Source organism: Vibrio penaeicida (assembly GCF_002933855.1).
Classification (GTDB): domain Bacteria; phylum Pseudomonadota; class Gammaproteobacteria; order Enterobacterales; family Vibrionaceae; genus Vibrio; species Vibrio penaeicida_A.
On record NZ_BFAQ01000004.1, the window covers coordinates 1,050 to 20,938 of the forward strand.

The following is a 19,889-nucleotide window of genomic DNA, read 5'->3' on the forward strand; positions in this document are numbered from 1 at the left end:
GCAATGATTCTTGCAGAAGTGAAGGGATATGCTCATTTCTCTGATGCGTTTAGCTTAACCAAACCGTCTGACTGCATTGAACCAAGAGCCTTGTCTATGATGAAGGCGATCGAACAGGCTAATTTGACGCCGAATGATATCGATTACATTAATGCTCATGGTACGTCCACAACCTTAAATGATTTACAAGAAACTCAAGCGATTAAGGTCGCATTTGGAAAAAGTGCCCAACAGGTTCCGATCTCTAGCACCAAATCCTATACCGGGCATCTAATTGGTGCGGCGGGCAGTTTTGAAACCATAGTGTGCGTGAAAGCGATGCAAGATAACTGCTTACCTGCGACGTTGAATTTGAATGAACCTGACGCAAAGTGCAATCTTAATTACCTACCTAATCAGCACAAACGAAATACGAATGCGAAGGCTTGTTTGAATACAAGCGCCGGTTTTGGTGGTCATAATGCTTCGTTAGTTTTGGCGAAAACACTATGAAAAAACCACTGCGATTTACAACAGAAGATATTCTAAATTGGTCCCAATTCACTGGCGATTTTAACGCCATTCATTACCAAGGACCGAGCCAATCTAAGCGACCAGTGCAAGGCATGTTGAGCTTTATTATGATGAGTGATGATATCTTGTTGACGAGTGAAAGTGGTGGTGTTCAATCACTCGCAATCACCGCAGTATTTAGACACCACGTATATACCTCTTTACCACATGAACTCGTCAATAATGGCGATAGTTTGAAATTGCTGGATGATAAGGGGACAAATACTGTCTCTGGTCAGTATTTGCTCAAGGACACAATGCTCGAATGGAAAAATAAAGAAAATACAGAGTTAATACCCATAAAGTATCGTGATGTTTTCAAAAAATATGTCGATTTCAATAACAGATTTCCATTTAACCTGTCTTTATTGACCTTTTTTAACGCACTTGTATTTAGCTCGGTTATCAAATCAAAATCCTTTCTAAACTTTGAACCTTATCAATTTTGCAATTTAGAAGATTATCTAGAACATTCTGAAACGCTTCATACTGGGCAATTAGTTGAATTTAATATTGGATCGAACTTTGACCTTTCTAAAAAGTGTGACCTTAAGATTTTTATTCAACCTTCAATAACCATTAAAAATGGTAATGATACTTTCGTAAGAATTTTAAACTATCGATGCTTATACGGAGAAGAATGTCTTTTTACCGCTAGAACATCGCTAGTATCAAACATGCAGCCAATGATTGAATAGAGAAAAGATATGATCACTTCTGTTGATATATTTAAAGGAATAAAAAACCGAATATTAATGATGAAAGATATTGAAGAAGAAAAAATACTCTTTGAATCTTCATTTAAGTCTCTTGAATTTGATAGTTTAGACTATATAGAAACTCAAGTTTACGTCATGAGTGAATATGGCGTAAATATTCCAGAGGAAAAGTTTTCAGATTTATCTATTAGTACAATACAAGAACTTTCTGAATACGTTACCTCATATAATAAATAGTTAATCTATTCGTCAAGTCCTAGCTCTTACTGCTAAGGGTGGAATAGACGCGAATAAAGTTTCCTAGACATAAATAATTATAATTCATCATATTTTATATTGATGATGACTAAGTATTTATTTTATTCAATCAGTAAATAAGAGAACACTATGAAAGTACTAGAAAAAGGTAGAGTGTCCGCACTATTTAATGGAGCTGAAGGGAACACTTGGGTAGGTCGCCCTTGTTACTTTTCGGTTGGGCGCGAGCATTTACCACTGTTGGTTAATGGTCGAAGAATGCTTCTCGAATTTAAATTGCCTAAGCACATATTGGATCCAGAGGCTGAACCAAAGGCGTTCAAGCTAGGTATTAATGAACGTTTCTTACCTCGCCGCGACTACCGAGAAATCAATTTATACCGTCTTACTGACAACAATTATCTTGAAATGACGGTTTCGGATACGAATCTTTTTGATTTAAAAGAAGACAGTGCGTTGTTCATTAAATCCTTGAGAGCAGCCATTTGTAAATATGCCTCAGATAACCCTTCAACCAAACAATTCCTTTTCCGTGCTGAAGGTGAGTACAGCAAGTTCATCGTGAATACGTTGGTAGAATATAACGACGAGCTTTCAGAAGCTTATCGTATCACTCCCATCAAAGAGCTTAATGGTCCGTACTACGGTTTTGACTTAGATATTTTGTCACTAACTGCATAAATTAACGATTGGAGGATATATGCAATACTACGTTACAACTTTTAAAATCGAAGCGGTTGGTGAAAGCTTTTATGCCAATGGGCGTCACCAATGCAAAGTACAGATTTCTGTGTTGAAGCAAGCCTATGAAAATGGTGATTACGTTAAAAAGCCTTTAACTTCATCTGAAATCAATTCAATTAAAGTAGCTAAATTCAGCGCAGATACCAACTACGATAACTTGGGTATGCCTACTGAATGGACAACGACTGACGTAAGGGATACCAAATACAACCTAGGTACGATGTCAGACACAAGAAGTGCTTCTGTAAGCCGCCGTTTTCTTGAAGAGTCTGGCGTTATGTTTGATGCGTTTCCTGATGCTAAAGCTTTGCCTCTTTCTGCGGGAACAGAAGATGACAATAACAATGTACCAGAAGTCTTTGAGCGCTATGTGAGTGGTTCTCTCACAGGAACAGAAAAGCTGATGGCGAAAATGATCTTAGAAAACGAAACCGACCAAACATTAACAACAAATATGTCTGTAGGAGATAACGTTTACGACAGTTCAATCAACCTCACCGCCATTCCTCCATTTTCGATCAGTTCATCTAGCCTTGATGAAACGATTCAAACTGAGCAGCATCAAGTCTATGACGAGTACAAGCCTGATATTACTCAAGAAATTAATGTGTATTTTTGGACTCTACCAAACAACTTGAAAATAGTGCAGCGCACTGGTTCGCAGAATTCGTTCTACGCACTGGGCACGCAAAATGGCGACGATAGCTTCTTGACTCGCGGTCGTACTTTCTCAGGCGGTACACATAACGTGAATGCGCGTGACAATATGGAAGGTGGGTGTGTTCAAAGCCACGATTATACCGTGACGGTAGCCGACACTGAGCTTTCTGCATCCGCACTGCAAGTCGATGGTTGCTCATGGACAAGTGACACGTATTCTGGAACAGCGACCATTGATATCGTCGATAACTACGGTTCGGAACATAAGTTTAAGGTTTCACCATCTGATTCAGGTCGCTCTTTGACGATTGCAAGCTTGTAACGTGGCGTGCTTTTAATAAATACAAAAATATATCGCTAATGCCATTTTGGTAGCCGGTGTTTTATTGCATCTTCATTTTATATTAAAAGCTTATTTTTATTAGCGTGATCAGCTTATTCCTGATCACGCTTTTCTGTATGTTCTTCAAATTACGTTATTGTTTATAAGGAATGTATCCATGAGTAACGATAATATATATTCAAACGCATTTAATTTTAGCTCCTATATCTCTACTGGTGTAGATTCAAGAACAGGTCAATACAGTGCAACAATTAATTTAATTACACTTAGACCTCATAATATTAGTGGCTTTGAACAGGCATTAAGCCTTTCTTTTTCACCTTTATCTTTTTCAAATAAAAGGTTTGGTCTTGGGTGGCGCTTAGCGTTGTCTACGCTTGATACTGTTGGGCTTACATTAACGAAAGCAGATGGTAAAAGCTATAAAGCCAAAACGCTCCCTCCTAGTGGTAATGATCTCTATTTTAAAGATCAGAAGTTGCAAGATTTCCGTGTTCATAAAGTGGATGACAAAAACTTTACTGTCATCAATAAAGACGGAACCATCGAGCATTTGTTTAAACCCAGCAGCAGTAATGTTGCAAAAATTATTGCATTAGAATTTCCAAATGGAGAAGCGTTTGAATTTTCATATGGAAAACTCATAGACGGCGAACAGTTTTTGACAGAAGTGAGTCACCGCCAAACAGGGTCTGTTCACCTTACGCTAAACTACAATGGCAACTTGTGTACATCTTTCGAGTACCCAGAAGATAAGGGTATAACAGCGAAGATCGCGATGCGCTACAGTAACGATTATCTGGTTTCAGTTACGGTTCCCTATGATAATTCCAAAGAGCCTTCAACGCCGGATGAATATGCGAAATTTGCAATAGAGTATGATCTGTTACAAGAAGCCTTCCCCGTTATCACTTCCTTCCGTACGCCTGCTGCGTCAGTTGAAACCGTTTCTTATGTGTCAGAGGGGCATCATGCAACAGAAGACTATCTAATCCCTTATGCTGCAGTGCATAAGACTTTTCCTGGGAATGGTCAGCCGCCCGTCACGAAGAAATACGAATACAGCACCGTGAACAACTTTTTGGGTTACTCTTCTGGCAAGGTCGATTTTGCGACAGATGAAGATAACCTTTACCTCGTGTTGGGAGACTATACCTATTCATCTATTGAAAAGTTACTTGATGAAGCGGGTAATACTGTTTCGATGACAGAGCGCTTCTTTAACAAGTTCCACTTAATGACCAAAGAGAGAAAAACGCAGCTTAACTCACAAGTCATAACTGAAATTGAATATAACGAAGACCCGTCTAAGCAATTTGATGATCAACCCGCCAATTTGCAGCAGCCACACTTAGTTACTACAACCTATAAAGACTTGGTTACGGAAAAGACAAGAACTGAGCAGGTAGAAACGATTACGGATGATTGGGGAAATACAACACAAACAATAGAAGCCTCAGGCATTAAGAAAGACTATGTTTACTACACTGGCACCGAAGCGAGTGAAGGCTGCCCAGCCGACCCACTTGGCTTTACGCGCTTTTTAAAATCTCTGACTCAAACACCTGTTTCTATTGAGGGAGTGGAAACCGAACCCAAAGTCACAACCTATACCTACAGCGAGTTAGGGACTTTTGAGCAAGCTCACATCAGTGCTTACGTTGTCAAAGCAACGGAAGAGATCAACGATAAAGTATCAAAATCCTTTGCTTATGTTGATGATACGACTTCCAATACTCATGGCTTGTTATCAACGATAACGTCGGTCATGGATGGGCAAACCTCAAATATCCAAATGTCCCACCTGTATGAAGCGGGCACTATTACAACCGATGCGTTAATCACTGGGTACGACAATTCAACTATGCAATCTCAGAGTGTTGTGTCCATATACACTCAACGCCAATTGCAAAACACTGATGTTAACCAGATAGTTACTATTCAAGAGTATGACCTTTTAGGTCGTGTCACCAAACAAGCATCAGCACCCAATACGCCAGAAGAAATATGTCGAACATATGAGTACATTTACCCAAGAGGAGACGACACCAATATCTGGCCGATTATGGAGGAGACCGATGCCATCGGTGTGGGCAGAAAAACGTTTTATGACGGGTTAGGTCGTGTTGTTTCTATTCAAGAACAGGACGACGACAGCACCAACAGCAAAAATACAAAGTACTCGGGTACTTATAGAGAAGTGCTTGCTAAAACATACGATGTGTTTGGCCGTGTCGTGGAAGAAAAATCCTCAGATTGGTTCTGGGACTTGTCTTTAGATTCACCAGCTCGGATTGCCGTTCCTCAAATTTCAACCAAAAGCTACGAATTTGACGATTGGGGAAATCAATGCCGGACCATTCACAGTGATGGGCGCGTTGAATTGGAAATCCATGACCCGATCGAGAATACCGTTGCGCAAGGCTTAGAAGGTCAAGGTATCTTTAAAGCGACAATGAATGCGTTTGAACAACCTGCAACCGTGACTCAGATTAACAAAGACGAGACGAACTATTGCCAACTATCATACGGTTATGATGGTTTTGGACGTTTGATTTCAGAATCCGATGCGGTTGGAAATATCACCCAAAGTACTTACGATGTTTTCGATCGTGTTGTGACTAAAACCCTACCTGACCAAACTGTCTTAAAAACCACTTATGCTGAATTCAGTAACGAAGTTTTACCTGCTTTAGTTCAAGTGAATGATACCACTTTAGGCGAGATGTCTTACGACGGTCTTGGTCGAGCAATCTCTGATACCGTAGGTGGTCGAAAGAGCACTTATGAATACGAGCAAGGTGGTGATAAGCCGAGTAGTGTGACGACACCCGAAAGTGTGCAGCAAGATCTCACCTACTTAATGCAGTTAGGCGGCGTGCTGTCCCAATTTAAGTCGTCATCGAACCAGCAAAACTTCACCTATCAGCCACAATCCGGCGTTCTTTTGTCGGCAACGGAAGACAATGTTAAAAGTGAATTCGACTACTTCCCATCGGGTGTACTTAAACAGGAATCGATGACGCAGCAAGATAGCACGGTATCTTCAGGTTCTTATCTTTACACTATGGCAGGTTTGATTCAGCGCCACACCGACAGTTTTGGTCATCATCATGATTATATTTATGATGACAACGGCAAGTTAATTGAGTCCATTCAAGGTCAACAAAGAGCTGGGTACAAATACAATGCACTAGGCCAGCTTGTTACGACAATCACTTATGACGAAAATGCGGGTCTACAGCTAGAAACCCAGCTCACGTATGACGATTTTGGTCGTGAAACCTCGCGGGTAGTGACTAGCGAAAGCTCCGTTCATACCACGGATCTGACGTACACAACAGACAACCAAATTAATCTACGAGTGACGACAATTGATGACGTTGTGGTGTTAAAAGAATCGTACTCGTACGATAACACCAAGCGTTTAAGCCAGTATCAGTGCGAAGGAGAGCTGTCGCCAACTACAGAATCTGACCGTGTCTTGTGCCAACAGACCTACCAATATGATCAGTGGGGCAACATTATTCAGTTGGATAATGAATACGTTGATGGCGCCGAAACATTTAACTACCAGTTTAGCGATTTCGACCCGACTCAACTAGTGACCATATCGTTGGATGGAAGTAGCGTTGAGCTTGAGTACGACGCAAATGGAAACCTCATTAAAGACGAGAAAGGTCAACAGTTAATCTACGATGATGCGGGGCGTATCTCTCAGGTAAACAACGCAAACGGTGATTTGATATGCACCTACCAATATGATGCGATGAACAAACTCATTTCGCAAACATTGGCGGATGGCACTCAAAACAAACAATTTTATTCGTCAGGTAAAGTGACTAATGCGCAGTTTGAAGATGAGAAGGTCACCTATTTATGCAGTGATGAACACCGTCTAGGGCATCAGAGTATAGCGGGAGAGGAGACCTCTTACTGCCAATACGTGCAAGATCATCACAATACCGTTGTGGCAACACAGCAAGAAGGGGAATTATCTTCACTCAGCTACACGCCATACGGATTCAGAAGCCTAATGTCCAACCTGCCAGGGTTTAATGGTGCGCAAGTCGACCCTATTACGGGTTGGTATTTCTTGGGTAATGGCTATCGCGTCTTCAACCCAGTATTAATGCGTTTCCATTCTCCAGATAACTGGAGCCCATTCGGCAAAGGTGGCATTAACCCTTACGTCTATTGCCAAAGCGATCCAATTAATAGGCTGGATCCTAACGGGCATCTCAGCAGCCAAGGAATAGCCGGAATTGTATTGGGTTCTATTGGCATCCTTATTGGTATTGTCACGCTAGGTGCAGGTGCTGCCGTAAGTGCAGGCTTGGTTGCTGGAGGTGGTGCGATAGGTGCGATTGCGACGACCAGTACTGTGGGTGTCACCGCTACCGTTGTTGGTCTCGCTGCTGATGCAACTGGTATCGCCTCTGCCGCTTTGGAAGAAAAAGATCCGCAAGCATCACAGGCTTTAAACTGGGCTTCTAAAGGATTAGGGATACTAAGTGCCGTTGGTGGCATTGCGGAATTAGCATCGACTGCAGCACGTTCTGCGTCAACCGCAGGAAAAGCCGCGTCTGCGGTGACGGAGTCTGCTACTGATGTAGGTAAAGCATCGACTCGCTCGGCAACGTCTACGAGTTGGGGGCTTGGTGATACGCTAACTGCGGTCTCAGAAGGTTCAAACTTAGTATCTAATACCACAGGAATGGCGGCAGCCGGACTTGCAGATGAAAACGCGAATGCGGCAAACGTATTGGGTTGGGTTTCTATAGGTTTTGGTGCTGTTGGCGCTGCATCTGGAATTGCCAATATGGCGAGCTCATCCTACTCAGCGAAATACAGTCAATCATGGGATGTGGATTCAGGTAGTTCTGGCAAAGGAGGAGATAGTGATTCACCAGTTACGCTTCGTCGGGTGAAGAAACTTGAAGATAATGCCATTGCCGCGAATCCACCTCATCGTGCTGTCGAGGTAAATTCGTCGTTAAGAAATAGCCAAGGCAACCAATTTATGGACTCCGCTATTACCGCTCGCAAGCTCATGCGTAGAAGACTTACTGTGTAAGGTTTTAAATAGATAAACAGGGATAGGCTGGGCAAACAAATGGTCTAGCTATCCCTATATCCATGCACGCCTTTCAAAATATTAGCTATTACTACTACATTCAAAGTAGCCCTAACTAAAAATAATCCGAAAGGCTTTGAGCTATGAAATCAATAAGAATGTTGTTTTCCATGTTGTTTCTTATCATGGGAATCGTGTCTGTTGCGATCTTTTCATTGAATCAGGCAAACACGAAATTGCATGAAAAAACGCAAAGTTTGCAATCTCAGTTGGCGAGCTTCTATCGGTTATCATTGGAATTGAAAGGAAGCTCTGATCACCTAACCAAATTTGCAAGAGCCTATGGTGCGACAGGCAACGAAAAGTGGAAGGGACTTTTTAACCACGTTTTGGATGTGCGAAATGGTAAGACCCCAATACCAAAGGGAAATCAATACGAGTATTGGGATATTGTTTCTATGCAAGAGCAATCGCCTTCATCGGAGTCAGCGTTTAGCGGGCCTACGTTAGTACAAAGGTTAAAAGATTCCGGTATTGAAGCATTTGAATTCAGCGAATTGAATAATGCCCTCGCGCTATCGAACGCTTTGGTAGGGCTTGAAGTGGATGCATTTAATGCTATTGAAGGACGGCAGCAAGACCAAAATGGGCAATGGGTCTTGACTGGAGTGGGGGACTTAGATCGCGCTCGTTCACTGTTGTACAGCGATCAGTATTTTTCTGAAAAAGCAAAAATAATGGCGGCAATTTCCTCAGCCCACAATTCAATTCTTAAGCGGCTTAATTCTGAAATCATGGCAAATGAAGCCGCTATACACTCGAACGAGCAAGTCAGCTTAGTCCTGTTTTTTGCGTTGATTGCCGCTATTGGTGTGTCGTTTATATTGCTTTGGCGCCTCTATATCAGCCCTCTAAGTAAACTTTCTCAAACGGTCGTCGAAAAAGTAGAAAACAAAGATTTTTCTTTCACTTTAACCCAACGTGCCTACGGAGATTTACAGTATTTTATTGATAGCTTAAATGTGGTTTTTCATCATATTTCAGAGCAGCTTAGCAACAATACGTTGGTGAAAGATTTCAACATTGTATTGCGCAACAATGAATCGACGTCCTTGCTGTGCGACCGCGTGACACACTTCTTAATGCAGCACTTCCCCGTTGAGATGGTCGGCATCTACATTTTCGAAAACAATGCGCTTACACGGATATCCGGTTCAGGTGACGGAGAAAGCCAAAGTACGGTTATTAAAGAAGAAAGCTCGACGCTTATGGGGGTGACTCGTAGCAAAGAACCCGTGGTAATACGAGAGTTAAATGGGGCGTTCGTGGTGCCTTACAATGGTGGGCAATTGTCTCTAAATGAAATGTACTATTTGCCTTTGTTGGTAAAGGAAAAAGTGATTGCAGTGATGGAAATTGGGGTAGTGCATAGCCTCGACGACATTCATTTACAATGGTTAAACCGAATGCTGAATGACCTATCAATAAGCATTCAATTGAGCCGCAACTTAGAGCTGCAACGCAAAGCCGAACAGAAAGCCTTGGAACAGTCTCAACTGAATCAGCAAATCCTAAACGCGACACCAAACCCAATGTACTGCCTGAACAACACTGGTGAGTTTATTACCATTAATAGCCAATTCAGAACACTGATGGGATTGAGCGAGGAGCAAATATTAGGCTCGACTCCTAACATGATTTTTGGGGAAACCGTCCCAGAATTTGGTGAACATCACCCAGTTCTTTTCCAAAAAGAAAGCAATGCCAATTACGAAGTCCAGATTACGCCAGCCAATCAGAAACAGTTAGAAATGTTGGTGTATGAAGCATCTTTCCTTGACAGCCAAGGTCACGTGAACGGAATTGTGGGGATATTGCTTGACCAAACCGAACGCAAACAAATGGAGAACGCGCTTGTTGAAGCGAAGGAGAGCGCAGATGCAATGAGCCAAGCCAAAGGAGAGTTTCTTGCCAACATTAGCCACGAAATTCGCACTCCAATGAATGCCATCATGGGGATGGCTCACCTGACGCTAAACACCGAACTTGATAGCATTCAGGAAAAGTACGTGAATCGAATAAATGATTCCGCGAAAAACCTTCTCGGCATTATTAATGACATTCTCGACTTCTCAAAAATTGAGGCAGGGAAGCTTGATATTGAGCACATTGATTTCTGTTTGGATGATGTACTGGAAAATGTGGTGTCCATTGTTTCCGTGAAAGCGCAAGAGAAAAACCTTGAACTGGTGTTAGACATCGACCCAACGATGCCGATCAACTTAATTGGCGATCCGCTAAGACTCGGGCAGGTTATCGTCAATTTGTGTGGTAACGCAGTGAAATTTACCCATGAGGGAGAGATTATTGTAAAAGCCACTCTTGATAAACAGGATGATAAGAATGCCGAGATTCGTTTTGTGGTGAGCGATACGGGCGAAGGCATCCCAGAGGATAAGTTAGCGAAATTATTTGAAGCCTTTACCCAAGCAGACGCGAGCACAACTCGTAAACATGGGGGGACAGGTTTGGGTTTGAATATCAGTAAACAACTGGTCGAATTGATGGGAGGGGGGCTGACCGTTACTTCAAAAGTGGGTGAAGGTTCTCAGTTTATATTCACCATTCAATGCGGTCTTCAAAGTGCCAAGATGCGTGATATCTCGGCACCTTTGAAACCAATAAAAGAACGCAAAGCGTTAGTGGTTGATGATAATGATACCGCTAGAGGCATTATGGAAAACCTGTTGGAAGCGATGGAGTTCAGTGTTACATCGGTAACTAATGGGTACGATGCAATTGAACTGCTTAATACCGAACAGTTCAATATGGTGTTTGCCGATTGGAATATGCCGGGGATTAACGGGGTTGAACTGTTAAAGCGCTTGCCGAGAGATGAACGCTTTACCGATTTGAAACGCTTCTTGGTGACTGCATATGGGCGGGAAGTCGGAGTTGATGAAGAAGCCTCACCGCTAATCGATGGGTTCATACTCAAACCTGTCAACCCTTCCACCTTATTGGATGCCATCATGGATGCGTATGGCATAGAAGCAAAGAACCTCGTCAAACGAAATCGAGCGAAAATAGAAACGCCAGATTTATCTGGCAAGCGTATTTTATTGGTGGAAGATAATGAAATTAATCAGGAAGTGGCGATAGGACTGCTAGAAAAAACACGATGTGAAGTCACGGTTGCTGAGAACGGTAAAATTGCGTTGGATGCCCTTTCAAAAGAGAATATCGACATTGTATTGATGGATATGCAGATGCCCATTATGGATGGCGTTACAGCAACAAAACGAGCACGTGAAGATGGGTATACCTTGCCGATTGTTGCCATGACAGCTAATGCGATGGCGCAAGACATTGAAACCTGTACTAACGCAGGCATGAATGATCACGTCACCAAACCCATTGACGTATCTAGACTCTACAACGTCCTTAAGCAATATTTGAATGTACCAGTACTTGCAGAGGAATCTTCAGTTATACCTTCCTCCACATCGTCTTCAAAAACGTCACCTTCTAAAACATCACCAAGCGAAGGCTCAACAAACACCCACAAAAGCGAAGACATTGGGGGTGTCGATATTGATGACGCGGCCGAAGAGATTGGAATAACACAAGAGCGATATTTGAATTTGCTCGATTCAATGCTTTCAAATCTTTTAAAAGATTTGAAAGTATTCAGAGAAAAATCAGAGCTAAAAGATTGGGTTTATATAGAAAGATTTGCCCATACCGTTCGTGGCTCGGCGGGGAATCTAAGAATTTCTGCTCTGGTAGAAATAGCAGAGCGAATCGAGTCTAATGCTAAAGAGAAAAAGGCGATCCCGACGGAGTGGGTTGATGACATGGACGAGCGAGCTTCTTGTATTCAAAAAGAGCTATTGGCGTATACATCAAAGTATGGAATAAAGAAAGAAGCGGCTGAATTTGATGCGGATGTAGACCAGGTACTGAGCCAACTAACGGTGGCCATTGAAGGATACGATGCAAGTGCAGTGCAATTAGCTCAGCATTTGTTAGACGCCTCTCCACAAAATAAAGAAACGCTTGAAGCGTTAGTCTTAGCCATTGAAAGTTATGATTTTTCAATGGCAGCAACGTTGTTGGAGTCATTCCGAAGCCAGAATCACTAGCGGTTAATAAAAAACCAACACGTTAGAAAACATAAAAAGTAAACGGAGCATCCTGTGCTCCGTTTACTTTCCTACTAGGTTTAACAGACCTATTTCTGAAGCGAGAAGATACTTAAGTGAGAAGGTACTTAAGTATTTCGACTACTTGGCTTGGTGATGTTGCCCAAGCCTGAGCCGAGGCATCCACTTCTTTCAGTGGATGAATAAGTGCCTCATCGTGCAATGTTATATAGGGTTTACCTAACGCTGCACAGTAGCCAGCATCAAATGCAGCATTCCACTGACGATACTTTTCACCAAAACGAATCACCGCCAAGTCGCACTTCTCAATGGCGTTCTTAGTGCGAATTGCATTCACTTTTGCCGATTTGTGATCACGCCAGAAGCCATTGTCTTCGGGGCCAAGTACATCGCCAGCGGCATCGCTTGATTCATGATGAGTCACAGCGGAAGAGAAGGTGATCTCTAACCCCGCATCACGGCATTGCTCGATTATTTGATCTCGCCAATCTGTATGTATTTCACCTGAAAGATAAACGTTAAAACTCATAATTCTTCCTTAATGTGCAGGTATTAACTGCTTTTTTACTTGGCTTCGAGTGTACGCTTTTCTCCAAATGTATTCCAAAGGACCTTGTTTAAAGACCTTCAAGTACAGATGGGCAACAACAATCTGCACAACGGTGTACGCAAGTGCAATGAGGATATAATCCAATCGAGTTGCGGTTAAATGGAACTCGGTGAATGTCCAGCGCAACAGTATGGCCATAACAATCGACTGTGATATATACAGGCTGAAAGCAAGCTTACCAGGCGCAGCAAATACCTGAAGAACGGTGTTTCGGTTGGCGACGAGTTTGACGATCGCGTGAGCATAGATAAGTGCGACAAAAATCGCAGAGACACTGGCGACAATCGCTCCAAGCTCTGCCGTTTGATTTGGAAGGTATATGCGTAGAGCCAAGTCTAACGCCGTAAAGAATATGCCTCCAAGTGCGACTAAGCGGAACGTTTTTTTATCAAAACCTTTGAAGAAAAAACCAACTCGAAATAAGAAAGCCCCGAGCATCATCAAGCCAGCTACTTGCCAGAATATCCAAAGAGGTGACGTTAATACAATAACGAGTGCAACCCCGCCCTGAATGAGCATCTGTATGCCATAGGAACCGAACCATAGGTCATACACTTCCATGAATTCTGGTGATCCTTGAACCAGTGGTGGTTCTTCAAAGAAAAGAAACGCAAAGGCGATACTGAGGTTCAGCACACCACCGATGATCAAATATCGGTAAGACTTCTTAAGGAGTTTTCTCAGCGGAAGATCAAGTGATTTCAAGACAAAAAGAGCCGTTACCCCATAAAGCAATAATACATCACCACCGAAAATGAACAGGCCGTGCAGTAAACCAAATAGCATCAGCCATTTCATTCTTGGTTTAATTGCGTCCTTTGGGGAAACTTTTTTCTTTTTGTATGAGCGATATTGAATCGCTAAACCAACACCAAAAAGTAGGCAGAATAAGGTTCGAAAGCGACCATCAAAAAATACACTACTAAACAAATTTATGAAGGTGTCACTGATGGGAGGTAACTCGGGAGAAACGTATCCGGCGGCAAAAAAGCCGTGGTAATAGATGTTCATAAACAGGATCCCCAAAATGGCGATCCCTCGTAATATATCGATGGACTGAATACGCACGTTAATATCCTTACTGACTTTTTAACTTCATTATCTAAGCAAGCACAGGTTTGCTATGTGTCACAAACGAAACTATATGCGTTGTGACGCAATTATTTGTGTTTGCTTAGGGCTAAAACGTAGCAAGTGAAAGGTTAATACACCCTAAAGCTGAAAAAATTGGTAAAGCTGTAAAAGTGGTTCAGTCAGTTTGAGTACTAGGACTCAGCAAGATCCAGTAGTGCTTTCCCTGTTAATCTGTAGCCGACCCATTCACTTTGAGGCTTCGCCCCAAGAGATTCATAGAAGTCGATTGCAGGTTGATTCCAGTCCAATACATTCCATTCAAATCGACCACAATCTTTTGCAACAGCAACCTGCGCCAAATGTTTAAGAATGTGTTTTCCTGCCCCGGTGCCGCGTGCATCGGGTGTAACATACAGATCTTCTAGGTATAAGCCGTATTTCCCTACCCAAGTTGAGTAGTTAAAAAAGTAAACGGCAAATCCGACTGCTTGTCCATCAAGTTCACAGATGAGAGCGTAAGTTGTGGATCCTGCTCCAAAAATGGTTTCTCGAATGCTTTGTTCCGTGGCTTGGACTTCATGCTCCGCTTTTTCATAGCGCGCAAGCTCACGAATAAATTGAACGATAAGACTGGAATCTTCAGCCACAGCTTTGCGAATGGAGAATTGAGTCATTGTTATCTAATCCCTTAAATACTGATTCCCTGATAACAACTAATGGGGGGATATAGTTGTAATTTCAAGTGGGGAAATGAAATAAAAACTTATTATTCAGTATCTTATGTGGTTGTGTTTGAGGCTTTTAGTCATAGGTTTCTCAAAATACTCGTTTAGCTCACTATTTTAGCGGTGCTCTCCGTGCGATAATTCCGCGCAAATAAATACAACCGCTTGAAGGATCAACATGTCGGCAACTGCATACCTAAACGACTTGAACCAACGTTATCTGGCTATTCACCGCACTAAAGAAGATTTTTTCTGGGAAACGTACATGGGCATCAGTGATGACCACGAAGGTTCTTCTAAAGCACAAACCGAGTGGACTCAATTTCTGAGCCAAGCATCGCAAATTGGTGAAATCAATCAACAGCTCGACGCCGCCGAGAACATCAGCGATGCGCAAGAAAAACAAAGCACAATAGCTGGTCTTAAAGGTTGGCTTGCTACGTTTAAAGCCCACGCGATTGAAGGCGAAAAGAGTCAACAACTAAAAGCGGATTTGATCAAGTTTGAGTTCGACCTATTTGAGCGTAACCAAAACCACGCACTGACCTATGTTGATGAGCATGGCAAATCTGTAGAAGGTTCATTGCCTGTGGTTGGCGCTGCTGTTCGCGCGAATGAAAACGAAAACGTTCGACAGTCGGCTCATTCCGCTTTTCTGGATCTAGAGCAATGGTTACTCAACAATGGTTTCATTGAGCTGGTGAAGCGTCGCAATGAGTTTGCTCGCTCTCTTGGGCACAAGACCTTTTTTGATTACTCCATCCTAAAAATGGAGAAAATGACCACGCAAGAGCTGTTCAGCGTTTTAGACGACTTTGAAGCTCGTACGCGTGAAGCTCACCTCAACAGCTTGAAAAACCTGGCGGTTGAGAAAGGGGAAAGTGCACTGTCGGGCTATAACTTCATCTACTCATTTGCGGGTGATGCGATGCGTGATTTGGACCCGTACGTTCCGTTCTCCAAGTCTTTACGCCGTTGGGTGGAATCATTTGGCCGTTTGAATATCGAATATTCAGACGCTGAGCTCACGCTGGATTTATTGGATAGAAAAGGCAAATACCCGAATGGCTTCTGTCATGGTCCTGTTCCCTCTTTTTACAATCAAGACCAGTGGGTTCCAGCTCAAGTCAACTTCACCAGTAATGCAAAGCCAGACCAAGTTGGCAGTGGATATGATGGCATTAATACCTTGTTCCACGAAGGTGGACACGCTGCCCATTTTGCCAATGTGAAGCTGAATGCGCCGTGTTTTTCACAAGAATTCGCACCCACTTCTATGGCGTATGCCGAAACGCAGTCTATGTTCTGTGATAGCTTGCTGACAGATGCCGATTGGCTTAAGCAGTATGCGCTCGATAACGATGGCAACCCAGTTCCAGATGAGCTCATCAAGACGATGATTGATAGCCGCCAGCCTTTTAAAGCGTATGAAGAACGCAGCATTCTTGTTGTGCCTTATTTTGAAAGAGCGCTTTATGAGTTGACCGATGAAGAGCTGACGCCTGAAAACATCACTCAGTTAGCTCGTGACTGTGAAAAGAACATTCTTGGACTAGAGTGTAGCCCGCGTCCATTGCTTGCGATTCCTCACTTGTTGTCGGATGAGTCAGCATGTGCTTACCAGGGTTACCTATTGGCTCACATGGCGGTGTACCAGACGCGAGCATATTTTACTGAGAAATTCGGCTATTTAACGGATAACCCAGAAATTGGTCCGCTCCTAGCCAAGCATTACTGGCATGGTGGCAACAGCACGTCTCACAACGACACCATTGTAAGCTTGACTGGCGAAGGCTTTAACGCGAAATACCTAGCCGACGTGTGTAACTTGTCGGTGGATGAAGCGTGGCAAGAAGAACAAAAGAAAATCAAAGGTTTAGCAACGCGTGATCGCGCTAATGTATTTTCCTTGCAAGCCAAAATAAAAGTAGTAGACGGTGATAAAGAGCTTGCTTCCAATGCAAGTTCTGACGCGGAAATGTGCGATGCTTTTGAAGCGTATATTGTCAAAAACTACGGTCGATAATTTCCACGATACTTAACTCTGACGGTTGATAACAAAATCGGAAAGAAACACAAAGAGCCAGTTTTTACTGGCTCTTTTTACTCACTTTTTTATATAAATGATTAAACCGTGTCTTTTCTAAATGGCTATCGTTGCCTCAACCTCAGCTTTCAAATCTGGGTGAAATAGTCCTGCTACCTGTACAAGAGAGCTCGCCGGATATTGCCCACCGTAGATTTCAGTTAGTGCTTCACGTGCGAGAGGTAAGTCCTTTAAATCATTAATAAAAATCGTGACTTTGATCAGGCTACCCAAATTCGATTGGTGCTGATTAGCTATGATGGAAAGCTGCTGGAAAATATCCTTTAGCTGGAGCCCAATATTTTCTGTTTGCGCTGCACTGCCAAACGCGGTAAAGCCAGAAGTGTAAAGGGTTTGGTTATGCTCAATGGCATGGACATAGGGGCCGACAGTATCACCTAGCTTTGGGTAATGATGTCGAATAAGCCTTGAGTCAGACATGTTGCCCTCCTTTGATTAATGACAGGTTGGATAATTTTTGAGTGAGTGTTTGAATTGTGGGTCCTAGCGCAATGGATATGGCAGCGGCAGCGGGCCAAGCCAAAAGAAACGCTGTTCTCCAAGACGTAAAGAAATGTTCCTGAAACCCAAGGTTGAGCCACGTTACCCAAAGCGTCATCATGCTCGATAACACCAAGGACATCAGCAAACCAAAAATAATTCGATGCTTCATCTTTGCCCCCTTACTCCGAAAGCGAGTAAAGTTTTTCGATATAATCGACCTGAGTGAGATTCTTTTCTAAGAATGCTTTTGTATGGGGTTGCTCGAAATGATTTTTTAAATCTTCTTCGCTGTCCCAGCGTTCCCATAAAGTGAACTTGTTCGTTTCATCTTTATTTTCCAGAAGCTCAAAATGCTGACAACCAGACTCTTTGATAGTGGCAGCTACAAGCTTACGTGCTTCTTCTAAAACATATTCCCTTGGTGCGTCACTGGAAAGTGATAGACCTGCACTTACGCATAGTGTTTTCATGCTTTTCCCTTACTGGTTTGAATTCCAATAAAAGAGTAGATAATTCCATAAAAGATGAATATGGTTAAAAAATGAATCACCAATTCCATTAATGAAATTATGCTTGATGACATTGCTTTGTTTATTCACATCGTTAGAGCGCAAGGGCTTGTGGGCGCCTCTAAAGTTTTGAACATCCCTCCGGCCACCGTGACGCGTCGGCTTAAAAAATTGGAGGAGCAAGTAGGCTGCCAGCTTATTCATCGATCTGCGCGTCAGTTCCGGTTAACGGCGGAAGGTGAGGTGTATTACCAGTCTTTTTCAGATTTAGTCTCTGAATTTGAAGTGAAAACACGAGGGTTGAGCCACGAACTTGAATCAATGAATGGTTCATTAACCGTGTTGGCTCCGACCAATATTTCGATAGGTTTTATTCAGCCTATGTGGACGGAGTTTGCTAAAAAATACCCAGATATTCTGTTGGATCTGAAGCTGAACAACGACAACAAAGACATTATCGAAGAACAAGCAGACATCGCGCTACGTGCTGGTCCTCAAAAAGATTCGAGGCTTTATCAGGTTAAAGCTGGAACAATTTCAACATTGTTGGTTGCATCACCGAGGTATCTAGCTGAAAGTGCACCGCTTAATGATCTCGACGATCTCTATCATCATCGCTGCATTACAGTGGCTCATTTACCCGTCTGGAAGTTTAAAAATAAAAGGACGGGGGAATTGGCTACTATTCGCCAAAACTCGTCTTTAAAGGTGGACGACATTAATCTTGCTAGTCAGTTTGCTCGTGATGGGCTTGGGCTGGCTTTGTTGCCGGTAACTGAAGTGCATCATCTCCTACGCAGTGGTGAGCTGTGTACGCCACTGGCTGATTGGCTAGGACCACAGCGCGATTTGTATTTGATATGGCCGAGTGGGCGGCTGCTTGGAGCAAAAGCCCGAGCATTTAAAGAGCACGCACAGCAATACATTGGACATGCTCTCACCTCATTAACGTCATTTTAAGAAGATAAAGGTAGGTTTTGCTACCTGAACTAAAGACGGTAGATGGTGAAATCTACTATGATGTTCAAGAGGAGAATAAATTAACTTATCAAGTTCGATCTAGGAGTAAACATGTGCCGCTGGCTAGCTTATCAAGGAAAAGAAACGTACCTGTCTGACTTAATTTTTGCACCAGAATATTCGTTGGTACAACAAAGTATGAGTGCAAGGAAATCCATTACGGCGATTAATGCGGATGGATTTGGTGTCGGTTGGTATGGGGTAAAAGACGACCCTGGCTTGTACCGCGAAGTACTGCCTGCTTGGAGTGACTGCAATTTAAAAAGCTTATCGGAACATATTCTATCCCCGCTATTTTTTGCTCATGTTCGCGCTTCAACCGGTACGCAAACCGCACGTACAAATTGCCATCCATTTCGCTATAAAAATTGGCTGTTTATGCACAATGGTCAAATAGGTGGTTACACCGATCTGCGTTGGCATATTGAACGTTTGATCCCTAAATCTCTTTATGGTTGTAGGCAAGGGCAAACGGACAGTGAACTGCTGTTTCTATTGTTGATCGCAAATGGTTTGATGGAAGATGAACCCAGTGCAGCAATAGGCAAAACATTGGAACTGATAGAATCACTGATGTTGAGCGAAAAAATTGAAGAACCGCTGAGAATCAGTGCGAGCTGGTCGGACGGTGAGACGATTTGGGCATTTCGGTATGCGTCTGACGATCATGCGCCCACACTGTTTTATAAGATGATGGAAAAGGGCATTGTGGTTGCGTCAGAACCATTAGATAGCGAGCGCCAAGCTTGGTATTCGGTCGATCAAGCTCGCTTAATGACAGTGCATAAACAAAAAGTGGAAATTAAAGAATTAAATCATTAAGTGTGCGTTGCATTTCAGGG

16 protein-coding genes are annotated in these 19,889 nt (G+C 42.8%); 10 read left to right on the forward strand and 6 right to left on the reverse strand.

Annotated elements, in window-relative coordinates; all coding sequences use genetic code 11:
• From VPNCDNU1_RS28985 to VPNCDNU1_RS00335, 7 genes are all read left to right on the forward strand, one after another.
• The coding region (locus tag VPNCDNU1_RS28985) for a beta-ketoacyl-[acyl-carrier-protein] synthase family protein (protein ID WP_371410771.1) at positions 1–492 on the forward strand (492 nt) is incomplete at its 5' end.
• Positions 489–1,250, forward strand: a complete 762-nt coding sequence (locus VPNCDNU1_RS00310; RefSeq protein ID WP_104398500.1) for a hypothetical protein — start codon at positions 489–491, stop codon at positions 1,248–1,250. The genes VPNCDNU1_RS28985 and VPNCDNU1_RS00310, both read left to right, overlap by 4 nt.
• A gap of 9 nt (positions 1,251–1,259) precedes the next feature.
• Positions 1,260–1,508, forward strand: coding sequence for a phosphopantetheine-binding protein (locus VPNCDNU1_RS00315; protein WP_104398501.1), 249 nt, complete (start codon positions 1,260–1,262; stop codon positions 1,506–1,508).
• Between the two features lie 150 nt (positions 1,509–1,658).
• Positions 1,659–2,210, forward strand: coding sequence for a hypothetical protein (locus VPNCDNU1_RS00320; RefSeq protein ID WP_104398502.1), 552 nt, complete (start codon positions 1,659–1,661; stop codon positions 2,208–2,210).
• A gap of 19 nt (positions 2,211–2,229) precedes the next feature.
• The gene (locus tag VPNCDNU1_RS00325) at positions 2,230–3,255 is read left to right on the forward strand and encodes a hypothetical protein (protein ID WP_104398503.1); all 1,026 of its coding nucleotides are present in this window, start codon (positions 2,230–2,232) and stop codon (positions 3,253–3,255) included.
• A 178-nt stretch (positions 3,256–3,433) separates the two neighbouring features.
• Positions 3,434–8,353, forward strand: a complete 4,920-nt coding sequence (locus tag VPNCDNU1_RS00330) for an RHS repeat-associated core domain-containing protein (RefSeq protein ID WP_104398504.1) — start codon at positions 3,434–3,436, stop codon at positions 8,351–8,353.
• Positions 8,354–8,496: 143 nt separating this feature from the next.
• Positions 8,497–12,498: a hybrid sensor histidine kinase/response regulator gene (locus VPNCDNU1_RS00335; RefSeq protein WP_104398505.1), complete on the forward strand. Its 4,002-nt coding sequence runs from the start codon at positions 8,497–8,499 to the stop codon at positions 12,496–12,498.
• A gap of 112 nt (positions 12,499–12,610) precedes the next feature.
• Here the strand turns inward: VPNCDNU1_RS00335 and VPNCDNU1_RS00340 are convergent, their stop codons facing one another.
• The 3 genes from VPNCDNU1_RS00340 to VPNCDNU1_RS00350 form a co-directional block, all read right to left on the reverse strand.
• Positions 12,611–13,048 (reverse strand): YtoQ family protein, encoded by a 438-nt coding sequence (locus VPNCDNU1_RS00340; protein ID WP_104398506.1) that lies wholly within the window; start codon positions 13,046–13,048, stop codon positions 12,611–12,613.
• A gap of 9 nt (positions 13,049–13,057) precedes the next feature.
• Positions 13,058–14,197, reverse strand: a complete 1,140-nt coding sequence (locus VPNCDNU1_RS00345) for a DUF418 domain-containing protein (RefSeq protein WP_104398507.1) — start codon at positions 14,195–14,197, stop codon at positions 13,058–13,060.
• Positions 14,198–14,394: 197 nt separating this feature from the next.
• A complete protein-coding gene (locus VPNCDNU1_RS00350) occupies positions 14,395–14,877 on the reverse strand; it encodes a GNAT family N-acetyltransferase (RefSeq protein WP_104398508.1) in 483 nt (160 codons plus the stop codon).
• Between the two features lie 229 nt (positions 14,878–15,106).
• Between VPNCDNU1_RS00350 and VPNCDNU1_RS00355 the strand changes: the two genes are divergently transcribed.
• Complete coding sequence (locus VPNCDNU1_RS00355; protein ID WP_104398509.1) at positions 15,107–16,954, forward strand: M3 family metallopeptidase; 1,848 nt, start codon at positions 15,107–15,109, stop codon at positions 16,952–16,954.
• A gap of 117 nt (positions 16,955–17,071) precedes the next feature.
• Here the strand turns inward: VPNCDNU1_RS00355 and VPNCDNU1_RS00360 are convergent, their stop codons facing one another.
• The 3 genes from VPNCDNU1_RS00360 to VPNCDNU1_RS00370 are packed head-to-tail and all read right to left on the reverse strand — an operon-like array spanning position 17,072 to position 17,988.
• The gene (locus VPNCDNU1_RS00360; RefSeq protein WP_104398510.1) at positions 17,072–17,455 is read right to left on the reverse strand and encodes a RidA family protein; all 384 of its coding nucleotides are present in this window, start codon (positions 17,453–17,455) and stop codon (positions 17,072–17,074) included.
• On the reverse strand, positions 17,448–17,687 hold the full coding sequence (locus tag VPNCDNU1_RS00365; RefSeq protein ID WP_104398511.1) for a DUF2798 domain-containing protein: 240 nt from the start codon (positions 17,685–17,687) through the stop codon (positions 17,448–17,450). Before VPNCDNU1_RS00365 ends, VPNCDNU1_RS00360 begins: the two co-directional genes overlap by 8 nt.
• A gap of 10 nt (positions 17,688–17,697) precedes the next feature.
• Positions 17,698–17,988, reverse strand: a complete 291-nt coding sequence (locus VPNCDNU1_RS00370) for a putative quinol monooxygenase (RefSeq protein ID WP_104398512.1) — start codon at positions 17,986–17,988, stop codon at positions 17,698–17,700.
• 99 nt (positions 17,989–18,087) lie between these two features.
• Here VPNCDNU1_RS00370 and VPNCDNU1_RS00375 point away from each other — a divergent pair, with 99 nt between their 5' ends.
• Positions 18,088–18,987 carry a LysR family transcriptional regulator gene (locus tag VPNCDNU1_RS00375; protein ID WP_104398513.1) on the forward strand — a complete coding sequence of 300 codons (900 nt, stop codon included), beginning with the start codon at positions 18,088–18,090 and terminating at the stop codon, positions 18,985–18,987.
• 111 nt (positions 18,988–19,098) lie between these two features.
• Complete coding sequence (locus tag VPNCDNU1_RS00380) at positions 19,099–19,869, forward strand: class II glutamine amidotransferase (RefSeq protein WP_104398514.1); 771 nt, start codon at positions 19,099–19,101, stop codon at positions 19,867–19,869.
• Positions 19,870–19,889: the final 20 nt, after the last annotated feature.